The organism is Varibaculum sp. GTC20041, from assembly GCF_055387755.1.
In genome coordinates, this window is record NZ_AP041144.1 from 1001825 (window position 1) to 1025447 (window position 23623).

General features: G+C 52.9%; 20 protein-coding genes. 14 read left to right on the plus strand and 6 right to left on the minus strand.

Annotated features, from left to right (window positions below; all coding sequences use genetic code 11):
* Positions 1–199 precede the first annotated feature (199 nt).
* Positions 200–1756, minus strand: coding sequence for an LPXTG cell wall anchor domain-containing protein (locus ACZ5BI_RS04300; RefSeq protein WP_464896734.1), 1557 nt, complete (start codon positions 1754–1756; stop codon positions 200–202).
* Between the two features lie 361 nt (positions 1757–2117).
* On the opposite strand from ACZ5BI_RS04300, the gene ACZ5BI_RS04305 reads away from it, so the two are divergent.
* On the plus strand, positions 2118–3281 hold the full coding sequence (locus ACZ5BI_RS04305; RefSeq protein ID WP_464896735.1) for an ImmA/IrrE family metallo-endopeptidase: 1164 nt from the start codon (positions 2118–2120) through the stop codon (positions 3279–3281).
* Positions 3282–3776: a DUF4411 family protein gene (locus ACZ5BI_RS04310; protein ID WP_316086706.1), complete on the plus strand. Its 495-nt coding sequence runs from the start codon at positions 3282–3284 to the stop codon at positions 3774–3776. It begins immediately after the preceding gene.
* A gap of 206 nt (positions 3777–3982) precedes the next feature.
* Here ACZ5BI_RS04310 and ACZ5BI_RS04315 read toward each other — a convergent pair whose 3' ends face one another.
* Both ACZ5BI_RS04315 and ACZ5BI_RS04320 read right to left on the minus strand, forming a co-directional pair.
* Complete coding sequence (locus ACZ5BI_RS04315; RefSeq protein ID WP_464896736.1) at positions 3983–4426, minus strand: DUF3021 domain-containing protein; 444 nt, start codon at positions 4424–4426, stop codon at positions 3983–3985.
* Between the two features lie 41 nt (positions 4427–4467).
* On the minus strand, positions 4468–4941 hold the full coding sequence (locus ACZ5BI_RS04320; protein WP_316086702.1) for a LytTR family DNA-binding domain-containing protein: 474 nt from the start codon (positions 4939–4941) through the stop codon (positions 4468–4470).
* Positions 4942–5305: 364 nt separating this feature from the next.
* Between ACZ5BI_RS04320 and ACZ5BI_RS04325 the strand changes: the two genes are divergently transcribed.
* The 5 genes from ACZ5BI_RS04325 (at position 5306) to ACZ5BI_RS04345 (ending at position 12068) form a co-directional block, all read left to right on the plus strand.
* Positions 5306–5899 carry a type IV toxin-antitoxin system AbiEi family antitoxin domain-containing protein gene (locus ACZ5BI_RS04325; RefSeq protein WP_316099149.1) on the plus strand — a complete coding sequence of 198 codons (594 nt, stop codon included), beginning with the start codon at positions 5306–5308 and terminating at the stop codon, positions 5897–5899.
* Positions 5896–6741, plus strand: coding sequence for a nucleotidyl transferase AbiEii/AbiGii toxin family protein (locus tag ACZ5BI_RS04330; protein ID WP_316099151.1), 846 nt, complete (start codon positions 5896–5898; stop codon positions 6739–6741). Before ACZ5BI_RS04325 ends, ACZ5BI_RS04330 begins: the two co-directional genes overlap by 4 nt.
* Positions 6742–6830: 89 nt before the next feature.
* Positions 6831–7316, plus strand: coding sequence for a hypothetical protein (locus ACZ5BI_RS04335; RefSeq protein ID WP_316099152.1), 486 nt, complete (start codon positions 6831–6833; stop codon positions 7314–7316).
* Between the two features lie 100 nt (positions 7317–7416).
* Complete coding sequence (locus ACZ5BI_RS04340; RefSeq protein ID WP_464896737.1) at positions 7417–8991, plus strand: Y-family DNA polymerase; 1575 nt, start codon at positions 7417–7419, stop codon at positions 8989–8991.
* Positions 8988–12068 (plus strand): error-prone DNA polymerase, encoded by a 3081-nt coding sequence (locus ACZ5BI_RS04345; RefSeq protein WP_464896738.1) that lies wholly within the window; start codon positions 8988–8990, stop codon positions 12066–12068. Before ACZ5BI_RS04340 ends, ACZ5BI_RS04345 begins: the two co-directional genes overlap by 4 nt.
* A 59-nt stretch (positions 12069–12127) precedes the next feature.
* Here ACZ5BI_RS04345 and pepN read toward each other — a convergent pair whose 3' ends face one another.
* Positions 12128–14686, minus strand: a complete 2559-nt coding sequence (pepN, locus tag ACZ5BI_RS04350) for an aminopeptidase N (RefSeq protein WP_464896739.1) — start codon at positions 14684–14686, stop codon at positions 12128–12130.
* Between the two features lie 49 nt (positions 14687–14735).
* Positions 14736–16715, minus strand: a complete 1980-nt coding sequence (locus ACZ5BI_RS04355; RefSeq protein ID WP_464896740.1) for a M13 family metallopeptidase — start codon at positions 16713–16715, stop codon at positions 14736–14738.
* A gap of 62 nt (positions 16716–16777) precedes the next feature.
* On the opposite strand from ACZ5BI_RS04355, the gene ACZ5BI_RS04360 reads away from it, so the two are divergent.
* Positions 16778–17638: an Fpg/Nei family DNA glycosylase gene (locus ACZ5BI_RS04360; protein WP_316099049.1), complete on the plus strand. Its 861-nt coding sequence runs from the start codon at positions 16778–16780 to the stop codon at positions 17636–17638.
* A gap of 60 nt (positions 17639–17698) precedes the next feature.
* On the opposite strand, the gene purU is transcribed toward ACZ5BI_RS04360, so the two are convergent.
* Positions 17699–18553, minus strand: a complete 855-nt coding sequence (purU, locus tag ACZ5BI_RS04365) for a formyltetrahydrofolate deformylase (protein ID WP_415932644.1) — start codon at positions 18551–18553, stop codon at positions 17699–17701.
* 156 nt (positions 18554–18709) lie between these two features.
* Here purU and ACZ5BI_RS04370 point away from each other — a divergent pair, with 156 nt between their 5' ends.
* From ACZ5BI_RS04370 to ACZ5BI_RS04395, 6 genes are all read left to right on the plus strand, one after another.
* Entirely contained in the window at positions 18710–19138 is a 429-nt protein-coding gene (locus tag ACZ5BI_RS04370; protein WP_278613333.1) for an FHA domain-containing protein, read from the plus strand.
* A gap of 5 nt (positions 19139–19143) precedes the next feature.
* Positions 19144–19908, plus strand: a complete 765-nt coding sequence (gene ftsR / locus ACZ5BI_RS04375; protein ID WP_412585558.1) for a transcriptional regulator FtsR — start codon at positions 19144–19146, stop codon at positions 19906–19908.
* 104 nt (positions 19909–20012) lie between these two features.
* Positions 20013–20564 (plus strand): MerR family transcriptional regulator, encoded by a 552-nt coding sequence (locus ACZ5BI_RS04380; protein WP_024058862.1) that lies wholly within the window; start codon positions 20013–20015, stop codon positions 20562–20564.
* 2 nt (positions 20565–20566) lie between these two features.
* Positions 20567–21343 carry a sensor histidine kinase gene (locus ACZ5BI_RS04385; protein ID WP_316086872.1) on the plus strand — a complete coding sequence of 259 codons (777 nt, stop codon included), beginning with the start codon at positions 20567–20569 and terminating at the stop codon, positions 21341–21343.
* Positions 21340–22035 carry a response regulator transcription factor gene (locus ACZ5BI_RS04390; protein ID WP_238127835.1) on the plus strand — a complete coding sequence of 232 codons (696 nt, stop codon included), beginning with the start codon at positions 21340–21342 and terminating at the stop codon, positions 22033–22035. The genes ACZ5BI_RS04385 and ACZ5BI_RS04390 overlap by 4 nt, the downstream gene beginning before the upstream one ends.
* Positions 22036–22164: 129 nt before the next feature.
* Positions 22165–23547, plus strand: a complete 1383-nt coding sequence (locus ACZ5BI_RS04395; protein ID WP_464896741.1) for an MFS transporter — start codon at positions 22165–22167, stop codon at positions 23545–23547.
* Positions 23548–23623: the final 76 nt, after the last annotated feature.

Genomic DNA, 23623 nt, shown 5'->3' on the forward strand with positions numbered 1-23623 from the left:
ATCCGCTGTGCGGAGGTAACTAGAGTACGCGCCAGACTCGCTGGAAGTTAGTCGGTAACGTCCAGCCCGCAAGCGGTATCTGAGCTTATAACGCAGTTGCTGCGGTGCTAGTTAAGCTTCGGATGAGGAACGTAAAGTCGTATCAAAACATTTCGCCTCCCGGCTAATGCCGGGAGGCGAAATGCAGGTTGCTAATTGGTTACTTGAACCTGCGTGCGGTTAGCGCACCACCTGCAAGGAGCAGTAGAGCAGAGATGCTGAGTAGGGTAGCGACCTCAACACCAGTTTTAGGGAGCTTCTTCATAGGATGGGAAGCTTGCTTATTATTAGGCTGAGCCGGCTTACAGGCTGGAGCCATTGCAGTATCGTGGCTGTCCCAGGTCCACTCAGTTACCGCGTCTTCAGCAAAGAAGTAACCGTCCATTGCGGAGGCTTTAACTTCTACCTTCGAGTTGTACGGGTAGATGTACCGGCCATCCTGGTTAGCCTTCAGCTCAACGCCGTTGGCAGTAACGGTGTAGGAAACGCCCTCGGTCTTCTGAATCGTCACGTAAGGTTTGGTGGTGCAAGAAGCCGGATCATCAGCGGAAGGATTGATCAGCTTAGGAGCCACCGGAGTTGCCAACTGTTCAGCTGGATCTAATGTGCACGGCTTGGCGGCAACATTTAACTCCCACTTGGTGTCGCCCTTAACTTCGATCTTGCCTTTGAAATCCTGCTTCAATAGGGCTGCTACCGAAACTTTGGTTCCCTTGGTAACAGTTTCGTAATCAAAGTACTTGGACTCGGGAAGCTGTACTGTACCCTCAACCCCGCACTTATCTGCCTCTACTAGAGTGGGAGCCTCGGGAGTCATCGTGCGGATAACCGAGCTTACTTTCACGGTCCAGCCATCAAGGTCATTACCTTCAACGCTCTCAATGCGGAAGAGCTTAGCTTGTTCAGGATCGTCAATCGAAGCAGTCAACTGGTACCACCGGTAACGACCCGTGTAGCCAGAGATGAGATCCAGGCTATTACCAATTGAGGCGCGGGTAATAGGAGTAACTTCACTGCTAGCAGTAACTTCGGCAGAAGGCCTATGAGCAGCCTTATCGGCGAAAACGTACTTGTTTGCCGCCGGGTCGCCGCCCTTGGTTATAAGGGGCTTGTAAACTTTTTCGCCATCTGTAACTGGGTCTCCGGCTTTATGCTGCGACACTCCAATAGTGATAGTGGGCGCCTTGCCCTCGGGAATCTCGCCTAGATAGGTTTCCCCATCCCACTCGCCTTTAACCAACTCAAACTTGAAATCTGTGTTGGCCTGCTGGTTCATGGCGAGCTTTTTAACGCCGTTGCTATAGCCAGTTGAAAAAGAGAACTGGCTGTGTCCGTACTGCCCGGAGCGATATTCGTAGCAGTCCTGAACGCCGATCTTGTCAACGCCCTCGTACTTGGGGTTATTGAGGTTCAATTTGAGGGGAATCTGTTCATCCTTGCCAACGGTTAGGGTGAGCCTTGGCCACTCGTAACCAAGCCGGGAACCTGTTTTCTTACCATCTTTGAATTGGTAGACTTCACAGTATAGAAGCATGTCAATTTTGGAGCCTTCCAGCTTAGGGTCATAGCGTTTGACCTTGTCACTCCAAGTAACATCGAAGGTCTTGACGTTGCTACCGTCGTCTACACTGTTTGCTGCTACAGCGGAAACAGCGCCCCCCAGTGTCAGGGCTGCCGCGCCTGCGAGAGCAGCCGTGGCTCGCAACCAATTCTTCATTATTCCTCCTAAATATGGTGAAAATTTCATAACTATGGTATCAAGAAAATTTCCCGGCCGGTACTCGTGTTACTACTGGTCGAATTGAACGGAAGAGTCGGGTAATCGAAAAGCCGAAGGCTTTCTTCGACCGCTTCCACGCCCTCGGATAGAGTGCTATCTGTGCGTGCCATGTCATCAAATATTCCTCGCAGTTTCGCAAAAAACTGACCGGATCTCACTCAGACCTCTTTTAGAGCCGGAACTACTTATATGCATCACTAAAAAGAGGGGAAAGCTGCCGCCTAGGCGCTGTAGCCAGTAAAATAGAAACCGTCTGGTGTGTTTTGTTCATTTTCTAAGGTCCGAGGGGAGAAGCGTAATGTCTGCGAAAGTTCGTATAGCGCCTCCTCTTTACGAGTGGGCTTTGGCGCGTAGCAGGAAAACTGTCACTGACCTAGAGAAAAATTTTCCGAAGTTACCTGAATGGATATCTGGCGTTAGCGCTCCTTCTTTCACGGATGCAAAAAAATTCGCTGCCAAAACTAATACGCCTTTTGCTTTTCTTTTTCTTGATACTCCTCCCGATGAAGACCTGCCTATAGCCGATATGCGTACGCTGAAAGATTCTGCGATTCGCCATCCGTCCGGGGATCTGCTCGACACTATTTACAATGCGCAACGCACCCAAGATTGGTATCGCGACTATGCCCTAAGTAATGGGGCAGAAAAGCTGTCTTTTGTGGGTTCCGTAGGCGTGAATAATAACGTGAGTGAAGTAGCAGCTGAAATCAGTGATCTCCTTGACTTTGGGTTCGAATCTCGAAAACGAATTGGCAATACGTCCAGTTTGTATCGCTACCTGGTCGACAAGATTGAAGAACTCGGAATCCTGGTGCTTACCAGTGGGGTGGTAGGAAACAATACTCACAGAAAACTGAGTGTCGAAGAGTTCCGGGGTTTTTCTTTAAGCGATGAGATTGCGCCTCTTATTTTTGTTAATGGAGCCGACTGTCATTCTGCGAGAATCTTTACCCTATTACATGAACTAGGGCATATCTGGCTAGGTCATAGCGCATTGTCTGACGCGAATTTATCTCTCAACGATTCCAATAACGCAAAATCTGAGGAACGCTGGTGCAATCAACTCGCGGGAGAGATCCTACTGCCTAAGGATGTTCTTGAGGGCGTGCACGGAACCAAGGTTACCGAAGAAACTGTTACTACACTTGCGCGCGAAGCCGGCTGCAGCGTCCTGGTGGTGCTGCACAGCCTTTTTGATGCCAACTTTCTTAGCTGGAGTCAGTATCAGGAACTATATGGCCGGGAGTTGAGCGCGATAGCCGAAAGGGGTAGCAAGAGGAAGCAAACTGGGGGTGGAGATTTCTATAAAACTCTGCCTCTGCGCAACTCTCCCACATTTACCCGCGCTGTGATTGTCTCTACTTTGGAGGGGAACACTCTTTATCGAGATGCCTTCCGGATGCTCGGCACAAAAAAGCCTCAAACTTTCCGTAACCTGGCTGAAAAGCTGGCGGTGGGTTAAATGTATGTACTGGACAGTAATGTTTTTATCGAAGCCAAAAACCGGTATTACGGATTCGATATCGCTCCGGGATTTTGGGAATGGCTAGAGCATAGCTACGCGACCGGAAAAATCTGCAGTATTAAACCGGTTTATGATGAGTTAACTGACAGGGGCGACGAACTTGCATATTGGGTAAAGCTAAAGTCACATAAGGGTATTTTTACTGCTATCGATGGTGCTCAAGCTATCTATGGTTTCGTCAACCAAATTACAACTTGGGCAGAAGGTAAGAAGTATAAATATTCAGCGATACAGGAGTTTGCGGACTGTGCAGATCCGTTATTAATCGCCTTCGCTGCAGTCCACGGGTATACGGTAGTAACTCATGAGCGCCCAGCACCTAACTCCAGAAATAGAATAAAAATTCCTGACGTGTGTGAAGCGTTTGACATAGAATATTGCGACACCTTTACTATGTTCCGTTCAACCGGTGCGCAGCTGGTGCTTAGATAGTTTTCGTGAGGGCGATTATCGCGACCTCGAAAAAGTAGCTGAACGTTTCCAGCAAATAGATCACAGCTCCTATCCCGTGTAGACCGAGAAACTCACGGCCGGTGTCCATGCCTAGCCGCCCGGTCTAGCAGCGCTCAGAAACCATATTCTCTGCTTTGGATTTTCCCGTTTACTCATTTGAGTAAACGGGAATCCAGAGGGAGGCTTTATTGCAGTTTTTGGTTCATCTTTTTGATTTCGGCGCGACCCACTAGCCAATTGAATAACCAAATCAGCAAGTAGATAAGCGCTATGGTGATGATTACCCCGAGCATATCGAAGCTAGAGCCCCACCATTTAAGGTAACTGCCAGCTGCGATGCCACAGATAAGTATGATCCCGAAATGCAGGGCGGTATTGAGGATAAGCGGGCGGGTTTCGTTACGGTACAGCAGTCCCGCGAAGCTACCAATGATGCCGTAGACTGCGTAAATAAGCCGCTCAATTAGTGCTGCCACGTTTTCGTTTCCAAAACTGTTTAAGAATTCTGGAACCCCCGGGTAATAGCTAGAGGAGTAAATAAAAGAAAAAATAAGTTCAATGCTGGTGCCGATAGTGATCCCAATGCCAGCCCCTACCAGGGTGAGACCAACTATTTTTTTAGTTTCCATGGGTTTTATCCTTTGCGTGAGTTAGAGGTTTTCTGCGGGGGTTAGATTCCCAGTTTGGATTTGAAAGCCGGAAGTTGCCGGCGGGAGACGTAATAACGAGAGCCATCTTTTAGCTGCACACTAATCGTTCCCGCGAAAGAAAGGTCAAGTTTCTTGATCGCGGCAATATTGACAATCTCTGATTGTGAAATACGTACAAAATCGCCTGCGGGTAGAGATTCTTCGAGTTCGTACATTCGGGCTTTAATCCGCCAGTCACCTTTACTGGTGTGGGCAAACACCGCTTTCTTTTTAGTAAAGAACGCGAGTATCGAGCGCACTTCCAACACCGTGGCTTCATTGTCACCTGTCCCGATGAGGTGGCGAAGCGGGCGTTCAACTGCGGGGGAGGAGGAGCTATCTAGGCTACCGGAAGCAAGCCTTTGAATCGCTTGCACCTCAGCGTCGACCTCCCGCGCCGTTACCATCACGATAGTTTCGGTTACGGTGGGATCAATCGTGAGCGTGAATTTCATTCCGTTCCGACTCCTTTCCTCTCGCACTTACCGGCGATAATCCGCAAAAGCAGGACGTTTGCGTATCTGCTACTTACAGTTAAGAGCCTCGTTGCTGGCAGTACAAGTAATCTGAACTAAGCGGTATAAAAACCGTGCCAAGCGGGCAGATTTCGAGGCTCCCGCACGCCCTCTAGGGCGGGTTTTCTATGCTGAAAGTATCCCCAGAAAATGTCCGTGGTTACTTCTGCCCTGGGATCTTGCCTGTTATCGTCGCGCTGGTAGAAGTCTCGCAACTTCCGTTGAAAAATTTTAAAAAAATTCACGACTCTTTACTTTTACGCTCCTAGATTTTATACTGAGAGCGAGAAGGTAAGGTGAGGGTGTGGGTAAAAGTGTCGTACTAGATAAACTTGTGGATGCTGGTAATGGATATCTGACAACAGCCCAGGTTCTGGAATCTGGTATTTCCAAGCCCACGCTTGCAACCTATGTAAAAGAGCAAAGCCTAAGACGCGTGGGGCATGGTATCTATCTAGCTAATGACGCTTGGGAAGACAGCCTATACCAGCTGCAGCTCCTGAACAAGAAAGTGATTTTCTCACACGAAACCGCTCTTTTCTTGCATGGCTTAATGGAGCGCGAACCCGCTCGAATTTGCGTGACAGTTCCAGCTGGGTATAACGCCACACACTTGCGAAAACGGGGTATTCAAGTAACGCAAGAAAAAGTGGAAACCTATGGAGTTGGCGCCTGTTCTGTACGCACCGACTTTGGCAACTCTGTCTGTGCCTACGATATGGACAGAACGCTCTGCGACATTATTAAGAATAAGGCAAGCATGGATGTGCAGGTCTTTCAATATGCGATGAAGCAGTACATGGTAAGCAATAAGAAAAACCTCAATCACCTGGGTGAATATGCAAAAAATCTTGGTATTGAATCTCAGATAAGAATCTATACGGAGGTAATGCTGTGATCCGGACGTCAGTGCAGCTGAAAGCAAAAATTCGGAACCTTGCTTATGGTGACAGCACAAAAAGTCAGACGCTTTTGCGCACTTTTATTATGGAACGCTTTTTGGAGCGCATCTCCCTTTCCGCTTATCGAGATAACTTTATTCTCAAGGGAGGCATGCTCGTGGCTTCGCTAGTTGGATTGCATACGCGGGCAACCATGGATATTGACACGACGCTTCGCTCGGCCACTCTAAGCCAAGAAGAAGCTGTAAAAATCATGGAAGACGTTATCGGAGTAGAGGTTGACGATGGTGTTATCTTTGCTATCACCAAAGTGGAAGACGTAATGGAGGGGCATGATTATCCTGGCGTTCGCTTCGTGTTGCAGGCGACTCTTGATCGTTTAAGACAGAAAATTAAAATCGATATCTCTACCGGAGACGCAATCACGCCCCAGGCTGTCGAATATGCCTACAAGCTCATGTTCGAAGATCGTCATATCAAGTTATGGACATACAGTGTCGAGACGCTGCTCGCGGAAAAGCTGGAAACTATTATGGCGCGAGGAGCTCTCAATACCAGAATGCGTGACTTCTACGATGTGCACGTGATTGCAACCCAAGAAAAATATCGTCTCGATCTGTTGAGAGAAGCGTTTCTGGTTACTAGCCGCAAAAGACATACCTCTCAGATGATTAGTGAGATGAAATCTGTTTTGAATATCGTGGCGCAAGACGAGACGATGCGTAAACTCTGGGGTAACTATGTGAGAGATTCTTTTTTTGTAGAAAACCTTACTTGGGATGAAGTCATGGAAAGCGTGCTAAATCTTACTCAAAAGTCCCAGATAACAAGAGGGTAATCGAAGCTCAAAGCACCCGAGTATTAACCCCAAAAGCACTCCCGGAAAAAGGGGTGACAAATCGGGGGAGGCTCCCTATAATCGAACGTATGTTCGATAAGTTGGCTCGGTTGCAGCGCCTGGAAAAGGCGCGCCAGGTATTGGGGATGCAGTCTCGCAGCCCAAAGCCGCTGGCCAGCGCTTATCAAAAAGTAGCGGGCGGAGCGCAGCTGCTAGAGCTGGCCGCCGAAAAAATGGGGGAGAGCGGCTGGGCAGTATTCCTAGACTTTCCCGACTTAGGCTGGCAGCGCGCCTGGCAAATCGGCTTGGACTTAGGGCGGGTAATCAGCATTCCCTATACCGGCGGCAGCGCCCTGGCATGCGCCCAACTTTTCGTACCCTGCGCGGCAGTCCTGGCTATCGGAATGGTAGATTACGGTCCGCAGCAACAACGGATTCTAACCGCAAAAGCACGCCGCTCCGGCTGCGTAATCTTGTCCGCACCTGCCTGGGCAGGCGCTATCTCCCTGGAAACCAACGCCCGGCACTCGGAAAGTTCCCCTGGGGCAGCTTCAGTCATAAAGGTGAGTGCGTGATGAAATCTCTGAGCTCTTTCACTCCGCCACCGGCGTTATTATCTGCGTGCCTGCGCCATGTGCTCCTCCTAACTAGCCCTACAAAAGCCAGGAGGGCGAGGTGAACGATAGATTACTAGCCCTCTATATACCCGCCTGGCCAGCCCAAGTCGCGAAGCTCCCTCTAGATGAAGCAGTGGCACTGTACAGCGGCGGGCGGGTGCAGGCGGTTACTGCCCCGGCGAGAGCCGCCGGAATCAGAGAGCAGATGCGGCTAAAGCAAGCGCGCGTCCTCTGCCCCGCCCTGAAAGAAAAACCCTATTCACCAGCAGAGGCAGAACTGGCATTCCAACCGGTTTTAGAGGCCGCGGGAAAGCAACTCTATGCCCCCAAGTGTTGGTTCCCAGGGCTGATAACCGCCACCCTCAGCCGTAGTCAGCGCCGCGTAGAATCTGCCCTGGCCGCAGAACTAACCGAAGACTTAGCGCAGATAGGATACGCGGTGCAGATCGGAATCGCTAGCGGCACTTTAGCGGCGTGCCTAGCTGCCCGCGAGCAGCTGCTGATTGCCGACCCTGGGGTAATGCCGTTTCTTGGCGTGCAGTCCCTAAGTAGCCTGGGCTTTTTCTTACGTCCGAGGATAAAAATAAGCGGATACGATTTCTCTGACCAGTACCTAACAAAAATGATGGACAGCCTAACCCATCTGGGAATCACCACCTTGGGGCAACTTATCGCCTTGGGACGTCCGGCGCTGATCCGGCGTTTCGGCACCCTGGGGGCGCTTAGTTACGACTTAGCTAGCGGGGAAAATCTAGAGGACGCGGCCAGGGTGAAAACCGCGCCCGCCTCACCCGGTCTCTACCAATTCTTCACCCCGCACGCCAGTTCCCTTACCCAGCTGTTACTGCCAGCCCGAGCATTAGTAGTGGAAATGTTTGCCCGTCTACGCGCAAACGGGCAGGTGTGCAGCCAGGTGCAGTTTATTTGCCGCTGCGAAAATGGAAAAGTACTTAGCCGCAGCTGGAACCTGGGGGTAGCCGTTAGCAGCAAAGACCTAGTAGAACGAATAAAACACCAGTTAGAGACGGTTACGGTCGGAGGTAGCGGCAGCGAAGCTCTAGGAGCTGTCTCCCAGATTGAACTCCATCCCTTACGGGTGGTGGATGCCCGCCAGGCAATGACCCCGCTTTGGGGACGAAACACGGATCCTCCTCAAGAACTAGATCAGGCAGCCCGCAATGCCAGCTCTTTATTAGGTAAAAACGGGGTGCGGGTACCTCATTTAACCAGCGGATATGATCCGCGTTCAGTGATTGAACTGAAACCTTGGCAAGAGCGGGGGAGTCAAAAGTGGCCGCGCCCTAGAGTCGGGGCGCTTACCGGAGTAGCACCGGAAATAGTTTTCATGCACCCTAAACCGGCTGGGATTATTGACCGTCAAGGACGGAAAATCCTGCCTGGGAAAGACGGACAGTTAAATGCCCCGGTCAAATGGGTTAAGGTAGCCGGACGGAAAATAGCGGTGCAGAAAACCGAAGGGCCCTGGCCCATAAACGGACAGTGGTGGCGGCCGGATGCTCCCAGTCGGCTAGGACCGCGAATCTTTCTTCGGGTTTACGGCGAGCAAGAAACCTTACTGCTGGTGTACCGCAAATCCTCCTGGTGGTTAGACGCCTGGGAGGGGCAAAAATGAGCGGCTATATCGAGTTGCACGCCCATTCTGCCTATTCCTTTGCAGTGGGGGCGTGTTCGCCGCGCGAAATGGTGCGCGGGGCGAAAAAGCTGGAGCTATCTGGTCTAGCGCTGCTAGATTATGACGGAGTTTACGGTTTGATGGAGGCGCGCGCCGCCGCCCGCCAAGCCGAACTGCCCTTCCTGCCGGGGTGCGAATTTACTTTAGAGGACGAAACCCATCTGCCAATTATTTGCCGCTCTAGCCAGGGATATTCCGCTTTAACCGGGGCAATCAGTAGCCATCACCTAGCTGCCGGCAGACGCGAAGCAGACCGGCAAAACCTAGCCGAACTAGCCCAGTGGGCAAAAGGGCAGTGGCTAGTATTAACCGGCACCCGCGCCGGGCCGCTGCGGAGCGTACTTTACCGCTTTGGAATCGCGGCCGCCGTCCGCTTCCTCGAACAACTAAAAGAGCTGTTTGGGGCAGAAAACATAGCGGTAGAGGCCGCCTTAGCCGGTTTCGATGGGGAAGAACGCCTAGCGGCACAGCTAGATCACTTGGCGCGCAAAACCAAGTTGCCCCTGGTAGCCACCAGCGCTGCCCGCTGTGCTGACCCTGCCAGTCAGCGCCTAGCAGATGTTATGACCGCTACCCGACTGGCGCGTCCCCTCGATAAAATCCAAGACGACTTGCCCGCTTGCCATGCCATGTTGCGTAGCGAAGCTGAGATGCTTCGGATTCATCAGCAATTTCCTAGCGCAGTCGATAACGCTGCCCAGATAGGCAAAGACCTGATATTTGATTTTTCTACCCCCGCCCCGCATCTGCCTTTAGCCCGGGTTCCGCCCGGTTATAGCGCCGACTCCTACCTGGAGCAGCTTTCCTGGCAGGGGGCGCGCGACCGCTACGGGGATCCAGTGCCGGAAAAAGCCGCCGACACAATTCGCCAAGAATTGAAAGTGATATTCCAAAAAGGATTCTCCGGGTATTTTCTGATCGTAAAAGAGATAGTAGGTTATTGTTTTTCCTCCGGTATCTACGTGCAAGGACGCGGCTCCGCCGCCAACTCCGCAGTCTGTTACTGTCTGGGAATCACTGCGGTAGATGCGGTGCGCCACCAAATGCTATTCGATCGCTTCCTAACCCCAGACCGTAAAGATTTACCCGATATTGACCTGGATATTGAATCTAATCAACGCGAAAAAGTACTCCAACACGTCTATAGCAAATATGGACGAGAAAATGCTGCTCAAGTGGCTAATGTGATTAGTTACCGTCCGCGAGCTGCGCTAAAAGATGCCTCTCGCGCCCTCGGATATGACGCGAGAACCGCCGCCAAATGGGCACGACTAGAGAAGTCAGCCTTACCGGAAAATGTACGAAAAATAGCGGGGAAGCTACAAAAACTTCCGCGCCACCTGGGGATTCATTGCGGGGGCATGGTGCTTTCCGATAAGCCGCTCACCGAAGTAGCCGCGATTAACTGGGCGAATATGCCAGGGCGAACCGTGGTGCAATGGGATAAAGATAGCTGCGCCGAAGCCGGGCTGGTGAAAATCGATTTACTGTCCCTGGGAATGATGGGGGCGCTACGTACCGCTTTTGAAACTTTAGAGGCGCGAGACGAAAAATCGCCCTCCGGCGGGCCCTGGCGCCTGCATAACCTACCCCCAGAAGACCCGCGCGTGTACCAGCTATTACAGGCAGCCGACACGGTTGGAGTTTTTCAAGTAGAGTCCCGTGCTCAAATGTCTACCTTGCCGCGGCTAAAACCAAAATGTTTCTATGACCTGGTAGTCGAAGTGGCTCTGATTCGTCCCGGCCCTATCCAAGGGCAAGCCGTAAACCCTTATCTGGCGCGCCGCTTAGGGCGCGAAAAGGTCACCTACCTGCATCCGCTGCTAAAACCTGCCTTGGAACGCACCTTAGGGGTGCCACTTTTCCAAGAACAACTAATGCGGATAGCCAAAGACGTGGCCGGATTTAACGGTTCCCAATCCGATAACCTACGCCGGGCGATGGGACGTAAAAACCCAGGGGAACACCTAGCTGACCTACGAGCCGAGTTCTTCAAAGGCATGGAAAAGAACCAGATTCCGCCACCGGTACAAGAAAAAATCTGGGCACAAATGTCTGGTTTCGCCGAATTTGGTTTCCCGGAATCTCACGCTTTTTCCTTCGCCTACCTGGTATATGCTTCCGCCTGGCTAAAAGCCTATTATCCCGCGGTATTCTATGCCGCAATCCTCGCTAACCAGCCGATGGGTTTTTATTCCCCGCAATCATTAATCTCCGATGCGCGCCGCCACGGCCTTAAAATTCTGCGCCCAGACGTGAACACTTCTCAGAAGGATTCCATCCCCGGAACCGATTTAGCCTCGCTAAAGCTGGGGCTAGCGGAGATTCGGGGGATGCGCCCGGTTTGGATAGAAAAAATTCTTGCTGCTCGCAATGACAGCTGCGGGAGCCGCTTTAAAACCCTGGAGGACTTTACTTCCCGCGTACCTTTGCCCACTGCCGCCCTAGAACTGCTGGCTGGCGCGGGTGCGCTTTCTTCCCTGGGGGTGACCCGCCGCGAAGGACTCTGGCGCGCGCCCCTGCTAGCTGCCCCGCAAAAACGCTTTTACCAGCCGGAACTACCCGGGCTCGCCCTCAGCGAGACGACACCTAACCTCGCGCCCTTAAGCACCGGGGAACAGGTAAAATGGGACAGTTCTGCCCTGGGTGTTAGCCTGTGGGGATACCCCACGAAACTGGTGCGAGCAGAGCTTACCCGGCGGGGGATCCTCCCAGCCGCTAGGCTGCGCCCGCAACTAGCCGGCAAACGCATCCGGTGCGCAGGGATAGTTACGCACCGCCAACGCCCCCACACTGCCAAAGGGGTAGTGTTCCTATCTTTAGAGGACGAAACCGGGATAGTCAACGTGATCTGCCAAGTTGGTTGCTGGCAGCATTACCGCCGCCTCGCCCTCAGCCAAAACGCCCTCATCGTCAGGGGAGTATTGCAAGCCAAAGACGGAGCCCTAGCGCTACTAGCCGATAAAATCGAGCCGCTAAACCTGCCGGTATCCACCAAATCCCGGGACTTTCGCTAGTGGCGGCTGACTAGATTTAGCCAAGTGCTCTAAGTAGCCAGCCGCGCTAAGCGAAAAGCTTATTTACCAGTGCGGGCATGGCGCGAACGCCGCGCCCCATCAAGTTCCTCTAGCACCAGGCGGCGCAGCGCCTTATCGGCATCCGGGTTCTCTGCCAACCAACGTTCTGTCCGCTCCACCAGGTCAAAACCTTCCCGGCTTTGCACCGCTAAGGGATAAAGCCCGCCGACTAGGGATTCTGCCATATGCATAGTGCGGGAGGACCAAATATCGTTCAGCGCTGCAAAATAAGGCTCGATCATATCGGCGGCATCGGCTGGCTGCAGCCAGAGAGACCGCGCAATCCCCACGGTCAAAGCATCAATCTGCCCATTGGTGAGGCTAGTGTCTTCCAGGACCCGCTGCGCCCACTGCGTCTTGTTATCTCGACCCGGCAGGGCGGCGCGCGCCAAGAAAGCGTTCTCCCGACCGGTAATCGTATCGTCGCTTTCCTCCATTTTGCGGATCATATCTTCGTTGGCCTGCCCATTAGCGGCGAGGGCAAAGAGCATATCCCAACGCAAATCCGTATCTACGCTCACGCCCTCAAGCACTTTGCCTTCCGCAAACCAACGCTCGATTTCCGGGGCTTCCTTAGCTCCCGCAACCTGCAAAAATGCCCGCACCAATTGCCGTTGGCGATCCGAGGCCGCTTCTGCTTCCTCTGCCAGAGCCAACAGCGCCGGAGCCAGCAGGCGATGCGCGCTAGCGGGATCGGCAGCATAGTAAACCAGGGCGCCCTGGATGTGCCGTAGAATCCCGTTCAACACCGAAGAATTAGTTTCGTGCTTGAGCGCCCCTAAAGCCATCTCTAGGTATTTCGAAGCGCTCAGATCCCCGTCACGCACCATATCCCAGGCGGCACACATAATCACTGCCCGCGGCAGAGAATCCGCGAAATCGCCAACGCGAGTGCGCAACACTTCCCAGGAATCAGTATCAAAACGGATCTTCGCATACGCTAAATCTTCATAGTTAAGTACATAGACGTCATGCCTGGTTCCCACTAACCCTGGAACCGCGGTGACCTCGCCTTTAATGTCCACATCGACGCGACGCACCAACACCAGTTTCCCGCGAGAATCAAAATCATAGGCACCAACGCTAGTGGCATGCGGACGCAAACTAGTGCCTTCCTGCGGCAAAGACTGAACAATGTTGAAGCTGGTAACCTTCCCGCTCGCGTCCCTTTCAATCTGCGACTCCAACTGGGTAATCCCAGCTTCAAGCAGCCAAACCTGACTCCACTGCTTCAAGTTGCGTCCACTGGCGTTTTCCAGCTCTCCCAGGAAATCAGCCAAAGTCGCATTGGAATATTCGTGGCTAGCAAAATAGCTACGTAGAGCTTGCAAGAAATTACCTTCACCCACATAAGCCACCAATTGCCGCAGCACGCAGGCGCCCTTGGAATAGGTAATGCCATCGAAGTTAACTTCCACATCTGCCAGGTCGGTTATCGGCGCCACAATCGGATGGGTAGTAGGCAGCTGGTCGCAGTTAACCCCCCACACTTTACGCATCGTGAACCCGGTCCAAGCGTCACTGAAACGAGTCCCTTCTGCCATGCACCAATACGACATAAACTCGGCAAAAGATTCATTCAGCCACAGGTCATCCCACCATTTCATAGTGACCAGATCCCCGAACCACATATGAGCCAGCTCGTGCAAAATTGTGTTGGTGAGCTGCTCTAGCTGTGCCCCGGAAGGTTTAGTACGGAAAATATATTCATCCCGGAAGGTAATACAGCCCGCGTTTTCCATTGCCCCCGCGTTATATTCGGGAACAAAAATCTGGTCATACTTGGTGAAAGGATAGGGGCGACCGTAGTGAGATTCGTAAAAACGGAATCCCGCAATGGTTTGCTCGAAAACAAAATCCGCGTCCAGATATTTGGCTAGCGATTGCCGGCAGTAAACCCCCAAGGGAATGGAGCGCCCATCAATACTGGTAAGCACAGATTTAACACTGTGGTAGGGGCCGGCAACCAGGGCAGTGATATAGCTGGAAAGCAAAGGCGTGCGTTCAAATTGGAAAACATGTTGCTTAGTATCCCCGGCACGCTCCACCTTTAAAGATTGCGGACGCGGGGTATCCATATTCGACAGCACCGTCCAACTTTCCGGAACGGTCACCGAGAACTGGTAGGTAGCTTTCAAATCCGGTTGCTCAAAACAGGCAAACACCCGGCGGGCATCCGGTACCTCAAACTGGGTGTAAACATAGGTGAGGCCATCGGCCGGATCAGTAAAGCGATGCGCACCCTCGCCGGTATGCATATACGCGCAGTTAGCCGCTACTTCCAGACGGTTTTCTGCCTGCAGATCGCTAAGCTCAATCCGGTTATCGCGGTAACAATCCGTACCCAAATCTTGTCCGTTTAGCTGAATCGACAGCACTTCGGGGGCGATTAAATCCACGAAAGTGCTCGCGCCCGCTTCAGCTTCAAAATCAATCACCGTGCGGGAAGAAAAAGTGTCACCGCTTTCCGATAGCTCCACCTGGACGGTGTAATCAACTTTCCCGATAACGTTCTTGCGTTCTTCTGCCTCAATCTTGGTCAGATTAGTACCCGGCATGTCCTCTCCTGTTTTTAGACCTATCCTAATGCTTACTTTTGAAGTGTTCCTATTCCCAGATTCTTACCCGTTCCTCCGGCTCCATCCACAGCTGATCCGAGGGCGTGGTCTGGAAAGTATCGTGGAAAGCATCCAAGTTACGTACTACCCCGTTACAGCGGAACTCGGCAGGGGAGTGGGGGTCAATCACCAGGCGTTGGCGGGCCGCTTCGGGGCGAATCGCGGTGCGCCAAACTCGCGCCCAAGAATAAAAGAACTCTGGTGCCAAGTCGCTTTCTTCCGGATGCGCTCTCTTCCAAGCTTTAAAAGCAATCGCTAATCCGCCCAGATCCCCGATGTTTTCTCCAATAGTGAGGGCGCCGTTGACGTGTACGTCCTCGCCCGGAAGTTCGCTGGGGCGGTAGCTATCGTATTGCGCGATTAAGGCTGCGGTGCGTTTAGTAAACTCTTCCCGATCGTCCTCGGTCCACCATTCGGTAAGCTTGCCGTCACCGTCATAGTGGGAGCCTTGATCATCGAAACCATGCCCGATTTCGTGGCCGATCACCGCACCGATACCGCCAAAGTTAGCGGCGTGCGAAGCCTCAGGATCAAAAAATGGGGGCTGCAGGATCGCGGCGGGAAAGACGATTTCGTTGGTGAGGGGAGAATAGTAGGCGTTCACCGTTTGCGGGCTCATATGCCATTCTTCTTTATCTACCGGTTTTAAAATCCGCGCCAGCTGGAAGTCAGTTTCAAAAGCACTGGAAGCGCGAATCATATCTACCAGGGTGTCGCCTTCGTTAAAGCGCAGAGCGTTATCGTCGCGCCAGCGGCGCGGATACCCGATTTTGTAAGTAAATTTGGACAGTTTTTCGAGGGCGCGCGTGCGGGTTTCTTCCCCCATCCAATCAAGTTTTTCGATTCCCTCCCGATAGGCCTCCAAAAGCGCCCCCACGAGTTTCTCCATCTCGTCGCGGCGCTCCGGCGGGAAATGGTAGGCCACATAGGCGCGCCCCAGCGCCTCATCTAAAACCGATTCCACGGTGCCGACTGCGCGTTTCCACAGCTCGGGGCGCTCGGGAGTCCCCGAAAGGGTAGTGCCATAGAAGGAAAAACGCAGTTCTTGCAGCTGCGGAGCTAGATACGGCGCGAAGGCTAAAACTACTTTCATCTGCAGATAGCGTTTTAAGATCGCTAAATCGGTGTTCGCCCACAGCTGGGCAAACCCTTCCTGATAGGAAGGCATATACACGTTAATCGGATCCACACCGGCCGCAAGTTTCACTCCCAAACCCGCTGCCCAAGCAGCGTAGGCAAACCCGGTATTTTTACGGGTAAACTCCTCGAAAGTAGTGGGGTTATTGGTAGCTTGCGCGTCGCGGCTACGCACCGCATCCCAATGGTGACCTGCCAGTGCAGTTTCAAAATCGAAAACCTGCTGGGCGAAGTCGGCTTCCGTTCCCGCGGCAGCAATCCCGCTTTCTAAGGCCATTTGCGCCAAAAATTCTCGGTATTTTTCCCGAATCTCACGGTGTTCATCCTGGTGGTAATAGGATTCATCGGGCAGGCCCAGCCCCGCCTGATAGAACTGTCCGATATAACGCTGCGGATTTTCAGCATCGATGCTGACCAGGAAAGCTACTGGGGAATCAATGCCTTCGCGCTCTAGTTCTCCCAGTACCTGGGCTAACTCCTCCCGGCTTGCGCAGGCATCCACTTTTTCTAGCAGAGGCGCAATCGGGGCGGTTCCCTGCGCGGTGAGCGCTTCTTGATCCAGATAAGCCTGAAAGAGCTGTCCAATCCGGGTGGCATCAAAATCCCAACGCTCACTGCTGGTTTCACTTTCCAGCGGGCGTTCCAGTTTCCCGGCCGCCGCATTTTCGCAAAGGGTACGACAGTGGAGTAGTGCCTCCTCTACCAAGTCGCGGAAAGCCCCATCAACTGCCCGGTCAGCTGGGATTTCATAGCTAGCTAACCAGGCGCCATTGATATGGCGGTAAAGGTCATCTTGAATACGCGGGGTCTGCCCGCCGGAATTTTCGCTCATACTTCAAGCCTAGATATTCCCGGCGGTTTGGCAAACGTAGCGCCCTAGGCAAGAATTGTCCTATGCCAGAGGGACATTCTATTCACCGTTTAGCCATCGCTTTTACCGAGTTAGCAAAACTTGGGATTGCGCGGGCATCTTCCCCGCAGGGACGTTTTGCTGAGGGCGCGGCCGCCCTTGATAACGCAAGAATTACTCGCCCCTGGGCGTGGGGCAAGCATCTGTTCCTAGATTTTGATATTCCGCAGCCAGCAACTTTGCATGTTCATTTGGGGCTATACGGTTCCTGGAAGTTTCAGGCCGGGGAGGGCATAGCTTTGCCCGGGCATATCGGTGCTCCCCGGATGCCGGGCGAACACCCCGGCGATACCTATAAACAATTTTCGGGACAGTTCCAGCCGGCTCCTCCCGGAGAAAATGTGCGGCTGCGGCTAGAGTTTTCGCGGGCAATAGCGGATCTGTCTGGCCCTAACCAATGCGAACTGCTCGATAAAGCGGGGGTAAAGAAGATTCTTGCTCGCCTCGGCCCGGATCCGCTGGTGGATTCTTGCACGGCTGAGGATTTTATTGCCCGCGCTCGCAAAACCAGTCGCCGAATCGGGGAAGTGGTAATGGATCAATCCTTTATTGCGGGCCCCGGCAATATTTACCGCGCCGAATGCCTGTTCCGTTGCGGGATTAACCCTAACCGGCAGGCGGCTAAAGTCTCGGTAAAACGTCTACGCTCCCTGTGGGAAGACCTGCGTTCCCAAATGCGCCGCGGCCTTAAAGAAGGCTTGATCTGTACTACTGATGAACCCTCCCAAGGGCGTTTTTGGGTTTACCAGCGTTCGGGGGAGCCCTGTCGGCGTTGCGGAGCAACTGTCCGCGACCAGGTAGTGGCGGGCAGGCGCAGCTACTGGTGTCCTCGGTGTCAAAAGTAAGCCGCTTTAGAGAGGGCGCGCTTGCAAAAACGTTCCGGGCAGATCGCCTCTAAACGCGTCCTATTCAAAAACCACGGTGCGGTTACCGTTTAGCAGGATTCGCCGCTGGGAATACCAGGTGACGGCCTGAGCCAGCACCCTACGCTCAACATCCTGCCCCTTTTGCACCATGGAGGCAGTAGAGTCCCGGTGGGAAACCGGAATCACCTCTTGGGCAATAATCGGGCCTTCGTCCAGATCGGGCGTTACGAAATGGGCAGTTGCCCCGATTAGTTTCACTCCCCGCTGATGCGCCTGATGATAGGGACGCGCCCCCTTGAAAGAAGGCAAGAAAGAGTGGTGGATATTGATCACTTGGCCGTGCAGGCGCTCGCAAACCTTGTCGGAAAGGATCTGCATATAGCGCGCCAGCACCACCAGTTCCACATTCTCCGCATCGATGAGGGCGAGCAGCTCTGCCTCTGCCTTGGCTTTAGTGTCTTTTGTCACCGGGATACACAGGAAGGGCGCATCGTAGAACTGGGCTAGCGGCGCCAAATCCGGGTGGTTGCCGATTACTGCCACCACTTCGAGCGGTAGATTCAAATTACGGCGGCGATATAGCAGGTCAGAGAGGCAATGTCCTTCTTTGGAAACCATAATGATGGTGCGGACCTTCTTGCCGACCTCATTGACGCTCCAACGCATCGAATACTGCTGCGCCAAGGGGCTAAAAGCTTCTTTAACTTCCTGAACGCTGCACCGAGTGTGGATCTCTACCCGCATAAAGAAACTTTTAGTTTCGGGATCGTCGAACTGTTGAGAATCGACAATGTTGCCCTCTACCTTGACAATCACTTTCGTTACGTCATGGACAATTCCCGGACGGTCAGGACAGGACAAGGTTAAGACCAGATGCGATACGGGTTCGTTCATGGCGCAAACTATACCAGCCCTGGCGTGACCTATAATTTCGGCACGGAAAATTTTGTTACCAATATGTGACAAACCGGTGAGTCGGGAAAAGTTTTGCGCTAACATTGAAAAGCCCGCCAGGATAGGTGGGCAAGGAACTAGCAAGAGGAGGACTCCATGAGCGACAACGACTTGGCAGATCCCATAACTACCGCGGTTATCGGCGCGATTAGGGACGATGATCTGGTTGCCGGCAGTGCGCTTTCTGAAGATGCTCGCAACACCATTGCGCAGCTTCCGGAGGGGTCAGCTTTGCTGGTAGTCGTGCGCGGCCCGAACGTGGGAGCCCGCTTCTTACTAAACGCGGAAAAAGTCACAGTAGGGCGCAAACCCAAATGCGACATTTTCCTTGATGACGTTACCGTTTCTCGCAAACACGCCATCTTTGTGCGCGAAGCGGACGGTTATGTGGTTCGCGATGCCGGTTCCCTTAACGGCACCTATGTAAACCGCGAGCGGGTAGATTCTATCCAGTTGAAAACCGGCGATAGTGTGCAGATTGGAAAATACCGGATGGTTTACTATGCCTCCCGGAGGGATTCTTAGACTTGGTGGCGGCATCAGCAAGGAAGACCGCGCAACTTGAGACCACAGCTGCGTCCTGGCCGGCGGGAGTATCCACTAAACCGGTTTTCTCGATCGGCAAAGTAGTCGAACGGGTAAAAGGTGAATTCCCGACTATTTCGGTTTCCAAGCTGCGTTTCCTGGAAGATCAGGGGATAGTTTCACCGGCGCGTACTGCCTCGGGATACCGCAAGTATTCTGCGGCAGACATTGAGAGGGTTCGTTTTTGCCTGTCTCGGCAACGTGATTCTTTTCTACCCCTGCGGGTTATTCGCGAACAGCTAGCGCAGCTAGACGCGGGGCAAACTCTCAGTGAGGTACCTCCTCCGCAACAGGCGGCGCGGCTGATTGCCTCCGAAGGGCAATTGGTTACCTCTGCGGCGAGCGATGGAACCCTTACGACCCGTGAGCTTTTGGACTTAAGTGGGGTTTCCACTGCGGAATTAAATTCTTTTGTGCAGGCAGGGCTGGTTTCCCCGGATCTGGCGGGGCGGTTTCCTCCTCGCAGTCACCAAATCGTTAAGCTGGCTAGCCTGCTGGTGGAACAGGGGATTCCTCCGCGTCAGTTACGGTTCTTAAAAACTGCTGCCCTGCGTTTACTAGACCTGGTAGAACGGGCGGCTACTCCTGCGGGCTACCGCGCGAATAGCGTGGCGAAGGCGCGACATCTATCGGAGACGCAAGAACTGTCTGAAGCAGCTGCCCAAATGTTTTTGCAGATGGTGCGGGTTTCTGCGGAAAAGCTGAATTAAACCTCAAGTAAAGCTTGAGACTTTCCGTAAAAGGTTCTTGACCGACCAGGGCAAAGAAAATACCGTTAAGACAGTACTTAAAACCATCGTCAGGGAGTCAGCCCATGAATAGGCAGCCGCGCCCACAACGTTCGCAAGGCATGTTATTTGGAGATACCTTAGCGGATCTAGATACCGAGACCGGCTACCGCGGCCCTATTGCTTGTAAAGCTGCCGGGATAACCTACCGGCAACTGGATTATTGGGCGCGAACCGGATTGGTGGAGCCCACCATTCGCTCCGCTAAAGGTTCAGGTTCCCATCGCCTGTATTCTTTCCGCGATATTTTGGTGCTGAAAATTGTAAAACGTCTGCTCGATACTGGAGTATCCCTGCAACAGATTCGAGTAGCAGTTGACGCCCTCTCTAAAAGAGGAGTGGACTCGCTTTCCTCTATTACCCTCATGTCCGATGGAGCCTCCGTTTACGAATGTACCTCCACCGACGAGGTAATCGACCTGGTGCAAGGGGGACAAGGAGTATTTGGAATCGCAGTAGGGCGCGTCTGGAGGGAGATTGAAGGCACCCTAGCGGAACTTCCGGTAGAGTCTGCTAACCAAGAACTGAAAGTTCCCGACGAGCTAGCTGCCGCCCGGGCACGGCGAAATGCCGGATAACGGTGGAAATCCTAGTTTTCTTAATTGGGCTGGCTGGCGGAATCTTAGGCGGTTACGCCCTACACAAATGGATATGGCATCTGCCACGGCGCAGAGCAAAGCTCCCCAGTGACGCCACCAACACCGATATTTTGTCCCATGAAATCCGTACCCCTTTGGCGCTGATTTCCGGGGCGGCGGAACTTTTAGAAGATACTTCCCTGGATGAGCGGCAACGCCGCCTGTTACACACGGTTACCACTAATTCTGCCCACGCGATCCGCCTCGCGGAAACCTTTCTAACTGGTGCGAAGATTCGCGGCTCGGGATTGCGACTAGACAAAGAAGACGTGGATTTGCGCGAGCTAGTACGGCAGGCAGCCTCGCAGGTTCGCGAAATTTTAGCGGTAGATATTTTGTTAACCGATCCCGGCGCCCCGCTCTATGTATACGGGGATCGGCAGTTACTTTCACAGGTGATTTGGAACCTGATCAATAACGCGGCTCGGCACTGCCGGGAGGGAGTAAAAATCGTGGTGCGCTCCTTCCAGGACGGAGCACAAGTTATTTTAGAAGTCACCGATAATGGCAGTGGAATCTCTAAGAGTCAGCGGCGTGATTTGTTCACCTACTACGGGGGACAAACCAGCCAGGCTGCGACTGCGAACTCGGGGGCGGGACTAGGACTGGGGGTAGTCTCCCAAATCGTTCGCGGCCATGGGGGAGAGGTATTGGTTGACACTTTAGAGGGAAGAGGAACTACATTTGTAGTGAGTTTGCCCAAGGGAGGAACAAAGTGAAACCACTGGTGCTGGTAGTAGATGACGAAGCGCAAATGCGCGAAATTGTTCGCTATACCCTGGAGGAAACCGGTTGCGAAGTTTTGGAGGCCTCCGGTGCGGCCTCGGCCTGGAAATTGGTTAAATCTTCCGATTTAGCGCTGGTGATACTGGATTTAATGCTGCCGGATGGGTCGGGGGTAGAACTGGCAAAACGCATTAGATCAGCGCAAAAGCTGCCGATTCTAATGCTTACTGCTCTGGGGGACCCTCAGCAGCGCATCGAAGGGTTGCAGGCGGGTGCCGATGACTATTTACCGAAACCCTTTTCTCCCCGGGAACTATCCTTGCGGGTAGAAGCAATTTTACGGCGTACCCATAAAATGCGGCAGATGGAACCGCGGCGCGAACTAGGGCCGCTTTCGCTGGATACTGCGCGCGGACGCGCCTACTATCTAGCTAAAGATCTAAAGCTGTCGGAAACCGAATTTAAGTTACTGCGAGTATTAGCTGAGGCCAACGGGGGAGTAGTAACTATTCGGGAACTACTTAACCAAGTTTGGGAAACCACCTCTACTTCGGGCGGCCGCGATATGGTAAAAACTACTATTTATCGCCTACGTGCCAAACTGCGCTCTGCCGGCAGTGATGAAATGATTCATACCCTGCGCGGTGGCGGATATATTTTAGAGTATCTCGGTCGAGAAAATTGATTTTTGGGTAACAGCATCGTTACTGGGTGTCACCGCTAACCGGGCTGGTTGTTACCAGTAAGCAGGCAAACTAAACTCTGTAAGTTTCCATAAGGCGGTCACGGCCGCCACGAACACAGCGGAGTGAATATGGCATCCCCAAAAGGCTTTTCCTGGCTCAAGGCGCCGGCGCCGGCGCCACGACTACCGGAAAATAAAGTCAAACATATGTTCCCTCGCCTGCGACTGCAGGTTTTCCTTGGTATCTTCATCGGCTATGCCGGTTTTTATCTGATTAGAAACAACATCTCCTCCATCGCCCCCTTACTGATGGATGACACTGGCATCGACAAAGTCGGAGTGGGGATTATCGCGAACGCGGTTCTGTTTGCCTACGGGCTCTCAAAGTTCTTCTCCGCGATGATCTCTGACCGTTCCAACGCCCGCTATTTCCTGGTAATCGGCCTCGCGCTATCGGCATGTACCAACCTAGTGGTAGCGTTCGTGCCTTGGGTAACCGCCTCAGTCGGAATCTTTGCGACCGTCATGTTTTTGAATGGATGGTTCCAAGGTATGGGCTGGCCTCCTTGCGGCAGGGTATTAGTACACTGGTTCTCCACTAATGAACGCGGTACCATCACCTCTATTTGGAACACTGCCCACAACGTCGGAGGCGCCCTGCTACCTACTCTGGTAGGTATTGGCCTGGCCTGGACGGCTGATGACTGGCGCTCGGCCTTTTGGTTGCCGGCGGTAATCGCCCTAATAGTAGCGTTTATTGGCTTCCTGTTGATCCGGGATACTCCCGAATCTCTTGGGCTTCCCCCGATCGAGGAATACCGCAACGACCCGGCCAAAGTGGAAGTAGACGAGGGAGAAAAGATGTCCGCCAAGGATTTGATTTTCAAACACGTCCTCACAAACCGCACGATCGTCATGCTGGCAGTGGCTAACGTATTCGTCTACGCCCTGCGTTACGGGGTACTGAACTGGATTACCGTCTACATGAACGAAAAGCATCATGCCGAGATTGGTTCCGGCCTGGCGGGTATCTTCGCCTATGAAATCGCGGGGATCGTGGGTACGCTACTATGTGGCTGGATGTCCGACAAAGTATTTAAAGGATATCGCTCGGGGGCAGGAATCTTCTTTACTATCTGCACAGCCCTAGCCATCCTGGGGTACTGGTTGGCTCCGGTAGGAACCCCCATGTGGGTATTGATCCTGCTAGTAGCACTAATCGGGGGGCTTATTTACGGTCCGGTGATGCTGATTGGTTTGCAGGCTATTGACCTATCTCCGCGTAACGTAGCGGGTACTGCCGCCGGATTCACCGGTCTATTCGGATATCTGCTGGGAGCTACCTTGGCTTCCACTGGAGTCGGGCTGCTAGTTCATAACTTCGGTTGGAACCTGACCTTTATCGTATTTATCGTCTTTTCGGTATTGACAGTCTTAATCTTTGCGATCGTAGGACGTGACGAACGGCGGATTATGAGCGCCCATAAACAAAAACTGGATGAGCGGGCATAGCGTTACGCCTAAGGGGCGCTAAACGATCCCAAATAATCAAAATACCCATAGCAGGCTGGCGGAAACCAAAATGTTT

Excerpts from the sequence above, each read along its gene's own strand:
- ACZ5BI_RS04300 (WP_464896734.1), bottom strand. The coding sequence starts at position 1,756 with ATGAAGAATTGGTTGCGAGCCACGGCTGCTCTCGCAGGCGCGGCAGCC.
- ACZ5BI_RS04305 (WP_464896735.1), top strand. The coding sequence starts at position 2,118 with ATGTCTGCGAAAGTTCGTATAGCGCCTCCTCTTTACGAGTGGGCTTTG.
- ACZ5BI_RS04310 (WP_316086706.1), top strand. The coding sequence starts at position 3,282 with ATGTATGTACTGGACAGTAATGTTTTTATCGAAGCCAAAAACCGGTAT.
- ACZ5BI_RS04315 (WP_464896736.1), bottom strand. The coding sequence starts at position 4,426 with ATGGAAACTAAAAAAATAGTTGGTCTCACCCTGGTAGGGGCTGGCATT.
- ACZ5BI_RS04320 (WP_316086702.1), bottom strand. The coding sequence starts at position 4,941 with ATGAAATTCACGCTCACGATTGATCCCACCGTAACCGAAACTATCGTG.
- ACZ5BI_RS04335 (WP_316099152.1), top strand. The coding sequence starts at position 6,831 with ATGTTCGATAAGTTGGCTCGGTTGCAGCGCCTGGAAAAGGCGCGCCAG.
- ACZ5BI_RS04345 (WP_464896738.1), top strand. The coding sequence starts at position 8,988 with ATGAGCGGCTATATCGAGTTGCACGCCCATTCTGCCTATTCCTTTGCA.
- pepN (WP_464896739.1), bottom strand. The coding sequence starts at position 14,686 with ATGCCGGGTACTAATCTGACCAAGATTGAGGCAGAAGAACGCAAGAAC.
- ACZ5BI_RS04355 (WP_464896740.1), bottom strand. The coding sequence starts at position 16,715 with ATGAGCGAAAATTCCGGCGGGCAGACCCCGCGTATTCAAGATGACCTT.
- ACZ5BI_RS04360 (WP_316099049.1), top strand. The coding sequence starts at position 16,778 with ATGCCAGAGGGACATTCTATTCACCGTTTAGCCATCGCTTTTACCGAG.
- purU (WP_415932644.1), bottom strand. The coding sequence starts at position 18,553 with ATGAACGAACCCGTATCGCATCTGGTCTTAACCTTGTCCTGTCCTGAC.
- ACZ5BI_RS04370 (WP_278613333.1), top strand. The coding sequence starts at position 18,710 with ATGAGCGACAACGACTTGGCAGATCCCATAACTACCGCGGTTATCGGC.
- ACZ5BI_RS04380 (WP_024058862.1), top strand. The coding sequence starts at position 20,013 with ATGAATAGGCAGCCGCGCCCACAACGTTCGCAAGGCATGTTATTTGGA.
- ACZ5BI_RS04395 (WP_464896741.1), top strand. The coding sequence starts at position 22,165 with ATGGCATCCCCAAAAGGCTTTTCCTGGCTCAAGGCGCCGGCGCCGGCG.